This is a genomic window from Skermanella aerolata KACC 11604 (assembly GCF_000936425.1).
Classification (GTDB): Bacteria; Pseudomonadota; Alphaproteobacteria; order Azospirillales; family Azospirillaceae; genus Skermanella; species Skermanella aerolata.
Genome location: NZ_AVFK01000099.1, coordinates 1 through 8,821 on the forward strand (window position 1 = coordinate 1; position 8,821 = coordinate 8,821).

The window sequence follows — 8,821 nt, forward strand, 5'->3', positions numbered from 1 at the left end:
TGGTCGCCAGTTGAACGGCAGCAAGGTATCGAGCGCCTGGATCTTGGTCCGTCCAATCCGGCCGATGACGTCGGTCAGGTAGGCTTCCGGATTGATGCCGTTCAGCCGGCAGGTTTCCACCAGGCTGTAGATTACGGCGGCGACCTTGCCGGCGGCATCCGAGCCGATCACGTTCCAATTCTTGCGCCCGATAGCTATCCCGCGCAGCGCCCGCTCGGCCGTCAGGTTGTCGATCTCCAGGGTGCCGTCGGTGGCATAGCGGACCAGGGCATCCCACTGGGCGTTCATGTAGCCGAGCGCCTTCGCCAGTTCGCTGCGCGGCGCCACCTGGCTGAGCCGCTCGGTCAACCAAGCTCGCAGGGCGTCGAGCAGCGGCACCGCCTCGCTCTGGCGCGCCGTTAGACGTTCGGTGGGCGGCAACCCGTATATCCGCCGCTCGATGCGGTACAGTGCGGCGATCTGCTTCACGCCCTCGGCGGCAACCGGCGAGCCCTTGGCGCGCACCAGATCGACCAACTTGCGGCGGGCGTGACCGAGGCAGCCGGCCTCGACTATGGCATTGCCCCGATACAGGTGATCGAAGCCGGAGAAGGCATCGGCCTGCAGCGTGCCGGTGAAGCCGGCCAGGTGCTGGCCCGGATGCTTGCCGGCCCGCCCGGCGGAGAAGCGGAACACCGCGATCGAAGGCTCGCTGCCGCCGCGCGGCCGGGTGTCGTCGGCATAGACCCAGAAGCGGCCGTCGTGAGTACCGGAGCGGCCCGGATTGAGAACGGTCACCGGCGTGTCGTCTGCATGGATCTTGGTCCGCCGGAGCAGCAGCTCGAGCAGGCGGTCGGCAATCGGCGCCAGATCGCGCGCTGCCGCCTCGACCCAGCCGTACAGCGTGGTGGTGGCGAGCAGCACACCGAGCCGGGCGTAGTGCGCCGCCTGCCGGTGCAGCGGCATGTGGTTGAGGTACTTGGCGATGACGACCTGGGCGATCGTACCGGCGGTGGGCAGGCCCCGCTCGATCGGTCGATCATCGGGCGCCGGCGCCTGAGCCAACTCGCCGCAGGCCCTGCAGGCGAACTTGGGCCGGACGGTGACATGAACCTCGGCATGGGCCGGCACGAGGTGGAGCTGCCTGCTCTCATCCTGGCCGATCCGGGCCATCTCCCGGCTGCAGCACGGGCACTGCGTGCTGACAGGCAGGATCTCGCGAATAACCCGCAGCAGACTGTCGGGCAAAGGACGCCGGCCCCCGCCACCGCGGCGGCGCCGTCCGGTCGTGTCCGCGCCTGAGGGTTCCGCCCCGCCCGGATCGGCCGGGGCAGGTGCCGCCGTATCGAGCAGGCTGAGCTGGTCCGGGCTCATCCTCTCCGAGGAACGGCCGAAGATCCTGTGGCGCAGAACGGCCAGGAACGTCTCCAGTCGTTCGTTCTCGCGCGTCAGCACCGCGACCCGACGTTCCAGCACGGCGATCCGCTGGAGCGGATCATCCTTCGGGCTCACAGGATTGCTGTCGCGCTGGTCATCCTTCATGTAAAGAAAGTATCCGCGCCGGCTCTCCTGGTAAACAGCAGCAGAAGCATTTACATAGAAGTAACGCAAACCTCTGTTCAGACGATAAACAGGGGCTTTGCGATGGGCTTTGTCTTGGCGGCTCGCCAATCCAGACCGTCAACGAGCAGCGACATCTGGGCACGGCTGATCGTCACGATACCATCCGCCGGGCTCGGCCAGATGAACTTTCCCTCGGTCAAGCGCTTCTGCATCAGCAGAAAGCCGGTGGTGTCGTACATCAGAACCTTGATCGTATGCGACGACCGACCCCGAAAAACGAAAAGATGGCCACTGAAGGGATCCTGGCACAGCACCGTCTGGATCTGCGCGGCCAAGCCATCGATGCCGCGGCGCAGATCAGTCCGGCCCGCCGCCAGGTAAACACGCACGCCATCCGGCAGCCCGATCACGAACGCCTCTCGACGATGTCGAGCAGCCGGTCCAGGGTCACGGCGTCGAAGCCGCGGCCGATCCGAACGACGTATCCTCCCGGCAAAACCAACTCAACCCCCTGGTCCCGCGGCTCTGGTACACTCACCACCGGTTCAGCGACATGGACCGCCAGAAACGTCGCTTCCGATCCGGCCGACGATCTCAAGGCATCGGCAGTCTGCGCTTTAAGCCGGGAATTCCAGTAGCCCAGCGTGCCCGCCTTCAGCCCGTGACGCTCGCTGTACAGCCGCAGCGACAGGCCGCTGCTCTTCCAGCCCGCCACGTGCTCCCGCCAGAATTGCTCCCGGTCTCCCAGGTGCCCGCCATCGGCCATCGCAGCCTCCATCGATTTCCTGCCACCAGGAAAACTCGGCTTCAACAGACCGGTGGAAAAGGTGCCTTCGTCGCTGGTTTACGCTTCAACCGCAAAGCGGGTGTCGGCCAGCAGGTGCTTCAGGCCCTGGCGGAACAGGCGGTTGGTCTCGATCAGAATGGTGCGGGTCGAGGTCATGGTGGTCTTCCTCCAAAAGCGTTGATGATCATCGTCCGCGTGATCCGGCTTGGTCTGCCGTGGCGCGTTCGATGCTGCGTTGGAGAAACATTGCACGATATTTAGGGTGATATAAAGATAAAATTAATACTTTATCGCGATTAAATGGTGCTAGGCAGCTTTGACTATCTGGCAGAACCGCCTACATCTCGTAGACAGTCGCCGGCTCCGGCACCGACAGAACCTCTTGGAAATCTTCAGACACGAGGTCATGTCCGTCCGAGAGGTTATCAGCCGTCATCATAGCCCATTGAGATCGAAGACAGAGCGCAAGATCGCGGGCAGGATGATTACACCTGAACGTGCATATCTTGCCAATAACATGCAATAAATATTACACAAAGGCTCAATCTGATCCGCACGCGGCTATGGAGAGCTTCCAGTGGCTAGCCTTCTTCCAGCATCGCTTGCAGAGTTCCAAGCAAGGATCCGGCGAACCATCCTGGAGCTTGAGGATCATGCCCGCACGATCCCGGCTGATCAGCAACAAAGGGTCAAGCAAACCATCTGCCGGCTCAAAGCTGTCCTGGACGACGACAGCGTACCGGAGCAAAAATCAAGGCGATCACCACAATGTGATTAGCTCTGTTCCGACCTTGGCCATTGAGTAGGCCAGGATGGGCTGCAAAGAAGGAAGGCGTAATGGATATCGCCTCAAACCTGACCGCGACGTTGAAGACATTCCGAACCAACGATGATGCTACAAGATACCTTAGCCACGAGGGCTTCACCTTCATGGGCGCTCCTGGACGCTGGTTGCATGTCGAGGATCAGGGGCCGGTCTACGCCCGCATTGTCCCGACCAGAGGAAGCTTCCAGGTTCGGATGGTCCGGCCGAAGAGACAGCAGTCATGATCGTAGTCGCGACCGGCAGGCAGGCTCGTGTTCCTCGGTGACGTAGTTGGTCAAAAGTTTCTTTGTTAATTGAATTTTATCAGATTATCGATCTACTTTAGGTAATGAATTTGCATAACCGGAACGTGCAGTATGCCAGAGACAGCCATCGCTGAACTTGATGCTCCTGGCTTTGGAATGTCCCAGGCCGTTGCCCTGTTCGGAGAGGACATCCACAAAGTCGGCGCCTATAACTTCAAGGTCGGCGATCTGGTCGGCACCCTGTGTCGGCTGTACGGGTTTGGCTGGGAAGAGGCTGAGCTTGGGGGGAAGCAGCGAGCCTGCATGACTTGGGCAAGCTCTGGATCCCACGGGATGTCCTGCTCAAGTGCGGTTCCCTTGATGAGGACGAGTGGCGGATCATGCGGGGTCACGCCGTTTTCGGGTACGCGCGCCTGCGCCACTTCTGCCGCCTCGCTGCGGAGATGGCGTTATCTCACCACGAGAACTTTGACGGAACCGGCTACCCACATGCTCTGGCCGGAGAGGAAATCCCGCTGAGTGGCCGCATGGTCCGCCTCTGCGATGTCTACGATGCGTTGCGTGCCGCCCGGTCCTACAAGATGGCGATGACACACGAAGAGGCCGTGGAGATCATCCTACAAGGCGACGAGCGGATCCGCCCGGAGATGTTCGACCCCGAACTGCTTTGCCTGTTCGCCCTCCATCACCGCGAGTTCGAGGCTGCGTTCGATCGTTGATCCATTTCTGTTCCGAAGCTGCTGACACAAGCTAGAACATCATGACCGTAGAGCCGGCCAACGGTGGCGGTGAACGACACATGAGGGTTGAACGTCATCCAGACAGCGACTGCTTATTCGCTGAGCTTAGGCATAAAAAACGGACGCTTGAAAGTTTGCTTATTAAGCAGTTGGCAAACCACCTTTTTTGTGCAAAAAAAAGACCGCCCCGAAAGGCGGCCTGAGTCTAGGGAGGAAACGCCCAAAGAGGCGTCGCGATATCGCTACCGCACTGCACAAATAGTTTCAGAACCGATTTAGTTCCAGAGGAAATGCAGGCGTGCAGATCTGCATATTTCTTTTTGCATATCCTAATCCACCTTCGCCGCTCTCTGCGCAGCCGTCGCCTCCTCTATTTGCCCGCACCGTTTGCGCACCTCTGCTTCATTAGCAGGTTGAGCGCGTCGATCACTTGCCAATTCCCAGGCTATTGCAGCTTTCAGCAGCAAGGCGTCTTGTGGCTCGGCCTCCCGCCAGATCTTGCAGGCCTGTGCGATCTCTCGACCTGGGTTCTGAGCGTTTTTGCTGTCATTGGCAGCGACCATCAGCGCGGCAAAGGTCATTGTCGGCAATCCGTCGTTAACTAAACTCTGCTACAAAATCCAAGCCGGCCGACAGTTCACTTTAGGCGGTTGGTGGGTAAAATTGAGACGAGTGCGCATGGGTGACGGGACGTAGTTCGACAGTGCCTCCCGCCATTCAGCTTGTCTGCCTCGCCGCTGTTCAAGCGGCTTCCGTCCACCAGCATCCCAAGCCTTCGCCTAGCCGATCCAACGAGAGCGGCGATCAGCACATCACGGTTGAATGTCCATAGGACCTTGGTACTGAAGCCAACTCGCGCCATTGTCGAAAATCCATCTTACACTGTGAGAAGCGCGATGAACCCTCCGGCCAATCAAGCTCATGTCCCTGTTAAGGATGTGGTGCTTCTGCCTATTCAGCATTCGTCCAGACCCGGATCCAGTCACCTAAAACGACAGAAGCATTGATCTAATTCTTCAGTTGACCATGCGGGGAGAAGTCGATGCGGGCCAGTGACATCATGACACGTCAGGTCATCACGATAGATGCCGACAGCACGGTTGCCGATGCGGCAAAGCTCATGCTTGAGAGCCACATCAGCGGCATGCCTGTAATAGATGCTCAGGGCCGTGTCGTGGGGATCATCAGTGAGGGCGATCTTCTGCGCCGGTCCGAGATGAACACGACCAGAGATGCTGGCGGGCGGCGCCAATCCTGGTGGCTAGCCCTCTTCGCTGGACCGTTCGCAACTCAGTCCGAAGAACGGGCTGAAGCTTACACAAAGGAGCACAGCCGTCTGGTGCGGGACGTCATGACCCACAACGTGATCTGCGTTGATGACGATGCGTTACTTGAAAAGGTAGTCAGCACAATGGAAAGCCGCCGCATCAAACGGGTGCCGGTCGTGAGTGACCATCGTATCGTAGGGATCATCAGCCGAGCGAACCTTATGCGGATTCTGACGTCGGTGGCTTCGGACATTCCGGCGCCGACAGCTGACGACCGGAGTTTGCGGGCGAAGGTCATCGAGGCTTTCAAGGACCAGTCCTGGGCTCCTGATTTCGGCGAGAATATCGTGGTTAAAAATGGCGTCGTGCAGCTTTGGGGTACGGTCAGTTCCGAAGCGCACCGTGAGGCCCTGGTAGTAGCAGCAAAAAATGTTCCAGGTGTGAGAGATGTCGAGGACGATATTGAAGTGATTGATTATCGTGCTGAGGGGGCATTGCTCGATTAATGAGGTGACTTTTGTTTTTAACCACAGCCCAAATCTACATTTGAATTTGGGTAGGATCGACTTGACGCCCATCCCGGAAGACATCCTCCTGGCCTCCCCTGGTTGCCCAGCAACCGGGGGAGATGCCCATTGGCGAGAGCTTCATTCTTCCTTCACTTATCGCTGATACAAATAAAAAGCCGCCAGCTTTCCCTGCTTTTCGAAACCGGCGCAGGCGGAGTTAGAGACCAACAAGCTTCACCTGGAAGAACCATCACTCTGAACGGCGGGACTGGCAGTGGTCCCGCCGTTTTGATTCAGCCTTTCGCAGCAGCCGTAGCCTCGTCCATCTGCCGGCGCCGCTCGCGCACAGCGTCCTCCTCCCGCACCTGGACCCGCCGGCCGGTCGCCAGTTCCAAAGCGACCGCAGCCTCCAGCAGCGCGGCATCATCCGGGTCAGCCTCACGCCAGACGGCGCAGGCTTTCGGGGTCCACTGACCTGGGCCGCGGCTGCCGCCGGCATTCGCCGCGTCGAGAAGTTCTTCGAAGGTCATGCTGTCTCCTTTTCCAGCAGGCGCGTTGCTCTAAGCACCGTCGACCGAGACACATTGAAGCTTCTGGCGACTTCCGAAACCGACTTTCCAGCGTTCAGCATGAGCTGGGCATGCTCAGCCCGCTCGCCTTGCAACTTCGGTGGTCGGCCACCGCTGCGGCCGCGTGCCTTGGCTGCGGCGATGCCAGCTTTCGTTCGCTCACGGATCAAAGACCGCTCAAATTCGGCTATGCTTCCGAAAATATGGAAGATCAGCTTACCGCCGGCTGTGCTGGTGTCGATCGCCTCGGTCAACGACTTCAAAGCGATGTCACGAGCCTCCAGATCCTTCACCGTGGCGATGAGCTGGTCGAGAGACCGCGCCAGACGATCCAGGCGCCAGACGACGAGAGTGTCACCTGAGCGGAGGTATTCTAGCGCGGCTTGAAGCTTCGGACGATCCTTCTTCCCACTGCTGATCGTTTCGATGAACAGCTTTTCACAGCCGGCCGCGCGTAAGTCGTCCTCCTGCATTGCCGGGTTTTGATCCTGCGTCGAAACTCGGCCGTATCCAACCAGCATCTAAAATCACTCCAGCCCCACAGCGCCTCGCCAGCTTCTACTTTTCGGCATGTCATGAAGCAGTTCATCCGCAAGCCGTCTAATCTCCTCGATCTTCCTGGTTATGTCCGCCCGCTTTTTTTCGGGGTGAGCAGGCGGATGTTCGAGAAGACGTGACGCCATGCCTTTGATCTCCACGATCCTGTCCCATGGGTGCCTTGCGAGATGGTCCGCCGAAGGACCTCTCATGATTTCCATCAGAATGTCGGCATGACGCTCGGCATCGTCCGATTGGTTATCCAATGGCACACGCAGCGGATTCTGTGGGGTCTCCTTTCTGTCGTCTTTCACAGGTCAATCCTCCGAACTTTCCCTGTTGAAAACCTGTACAAAATCTAACATGACAATACTTGGTTCCCAACAGGTATTTTCAACAGTGTGAGCATCAACGTCTATGCGGTTAGATAAAATGCTGTCCTAACTGTCGATTAACGGCCGTTTTGGACAGGTGGTTGCTTTCCTCTTCACCAAGGAAGACAGATTTTTTCTATGACCCTAGCGGCCAAGACCCAACAGGATTATCTTTAATGAAGATAAAATATTTGGAATGGTGTCATGGAAGACAAAGTAAGTAACATTATCAATGACCTTAAAATACTTGCATCTGAAACAAAAAACCTGACTGTACAAAGGGATATCCTCCGTATCATCGAACGCCTCTCCAACCAAGAGGAATGGCCCAACGAAGATGAGCTAATTCGCATCTGGTTGAGATATAACAGCGATAATAGGTGAGATACTGCGCTGCAAAATTTCTATTTTAAATTGATGATAAATCGCATAGCCTTAGATTCTGGGTGATGGCTGTAACATCGGTAATCAATCGAGGCTCCTGTCATGCGGGGTTCCATACTTCAGGTTCTAAATGACCTTGTTTCCCTGAGTCATTATCTGGACGGCTCTGAGCGAGAACGCCTCCTCCAAACAATTGACCTGTTAGAAAATTTTGATGAGCACGACGATTATTTTATGACTTTGTACGCGAAACTATATTTCGACGATACTTCCCCAAAACAAGTGAGTGACTGGGTTAAAGACACTAGATGCCCATACCGAAACGGGACAACCGACGAAACTGAGACACAATAAAAACTAGTTGATGGATGGGTATTATCGAATTAAGCTAGTCTTACAGGCGCAGCTATGCCTAATTCCAAATGATCGAATCTACCCCAACCGCCAGCGAACGCTCGGCGGCTTTTTGCTGTCCGCATTTTCGCTGAGAGCCCGTTTGATAAATGCTCCAAGGCACATCCTATTGTATGTCGCAAGATACCTAACCACAACAGGGTGTATGTTTTCCGAATTATTAAACGGGCTCTGAGGGCGCCAGTCATGAAGTTCAAGCCGATCGACCCCGACCTGATCAGCCGGGGAGTCGCCGCCGGCCTTGCGGGCTGGAGCAGTGACAAGCTCACGTACGAGGGAAACGAAGGACGCGCGCCTCTCCCTTATCGATACAATGCCAGGTGCCTGCTCTACTCCCGCCGCGAGATCGAGCAGTTCGTCGCCGATCGGGACGCGGCAGTGGCGGCAGAAGATGAAGCCAATGCCGCTGCCAAAGCCACACGCGCTGAAAAGCGAAAGGCGGCGGTGGCGGCGGACTTGCGGAAGACCGCATAGCCGTGCCAGTCGGTGTTGATGAGATGGACGGCCTCCCGCGTCTGGCACGCCAGTGCCATGTGACGGATAGGATCCTTTCATCCCGGAGAGTGTGCGATGTCTACGGCGTTCATCGGTCTCGATCTGGCAAAGTCGGTGTTTCAGGTTCACGG

The 8,821-nt window shown here is 57.5% G+C and carries 10 protein-coding genes; 3 read left to right on the forward strand and 7 right to left on the reverse strand.

Translation table 11 applies throughout. From position 1 onward, the window contains the following. The 3 genes from tnpC to tnpA form a co-directional block, all read right to left on the reverse strand. On the reverse strand, positions 1-1,521 hold a 1,521-nt coding region (gene tnpC / locus N826_RS37655), incomplete at its 3' end, for an IS66 family transposase (RefSeq protein WP_052832773.1). A 77-nt stretch (positions 1,522-1,598) separates the two neighbouring features. Continuing rightward, positions 1,599-1,952, reverse strand: a complete 354-nt coding sequence (gene tnpB / locus N826_RS37660) for an IS66 family insertion sequence element accessory protein TnpB (protein WP_044437622.1) — start codon at positions 1,950-1,952, stop codon at positions 1,599-1,601. Further along, complete coding sequence (tnpA, locus tag N826_RS37665) at positions 1,949-2,320, reverse strand: IS66 family insertion sequence element accessory protein TnpA (RefSeq protein ID WP_044437623.1); 372 nt, start codon at positions 2,318-2,320, stop codon at positions 1,949-1,951. Before tnpA ends, tnpB begins: the two co-directional genes overlap by 4 nt. A gap of 1,379 nt (positions 2,321-3,699) precedes the next feature. On the opposite strand from tnpA, the gene N826_RS37680 reads away from it, so the two are divergent. After that, positions 3,700-4,119 carry an HD-GYP domain-containing protein gene (locus tag N826_RS37680; RefSeq protein ID WP_084721532.1) on the forward strand — a complete coding sequence of 140 codons (420 nt, stop codon included), beginning with the start codon at positions 3,700-3,702 and terminating at the stop codon, positions 4,117-4,119. A 350-nt stretch (positions 4,120-4,469) separates the two neighbouring features. Here the strand turns inward: N826_RS37680 and N826_RS37685 are convergent, their stop codons facing one another. Next, on the reverse strand, positions 4,470-4,721 hold the full coding sequence (locus N826_RS37685) for a hypothetical protein (protein ID WP_044437626.1): 252 nt from the start codon (positions 4,719-4,721) through the stop codon (positions 4,470-4,472). 461 nt (positions 4,722-5,182) lie between these two features. Here N826_RS37685 and N826_RS37690 point away from each other — a divergent pair, with 461 nt between their 5' ends. After that, positions 5,183-5,914, forward strand: a complete 732-nt coding sequence (locus N826_RS37690; protein ID WP_044437627.1) for a CBS domain-containing protein — start codon at positions 5,183-5,185, stop codon at positions 5,912-5,914. 296 nt (positions 5,915-6,210) lie between these two features. On the opposite strand, the gene N826_RS37695 is transcribed toward N826_RS37690, so the two are convergent. From N826_RS37695 to N826_RS37705, 3 genes are read right to left on the reverse strand one after another with little or no spacing between them, the layout of a single operon-like run. Next, a complete protein-coding gene (locus N826_RS37695) occupies positions 6,211-6,447 on the reverse strand; it encodes a hypothetical protein (RefSeq protein WP_044437628.1) in 237 nt (78 codons plus the stop codon). Beyond that, entirely contained in the window at positions 6,444-7,007 is a 564-nt protein-coding gene (locus tag N826_RS37700; protein WP_044437629.1) for a recombinase family protein, read from the reverse strand. Before N826_RS37700 ends, N826_RS37695 begins: the two co-directional genes overlap by 4 nt. Positions 7,008-7,013: 6 nt before the next feature. Continuing rightward, positions 7,014-7,337, reverse strand: coding sequence for a hypothetical protein (locus tag N826_RS37705; protein ID WP_147041218.1), 324 nt, complete (start codon positions 7,335-7,337; stop codon positions 7,014-7,016). Positions 7,338-8,381: 1,044 nt separating this feature from the next. Here N826_RS37705 and N826_RS37715 point away from each other — a divergent pair. After that, positions 8,382-8,669 (forward strand): hypothetical protein, encoded by a 288-nt coding sequence (locus N826_RS37715; protein ID WP_044437632.1) that lies wholly within the window; start codon positions 8,382-8,384, stop codon positions 8,667-8,669. Positions 8,670-8,821 lie beyond the last annotated feature (152 nt).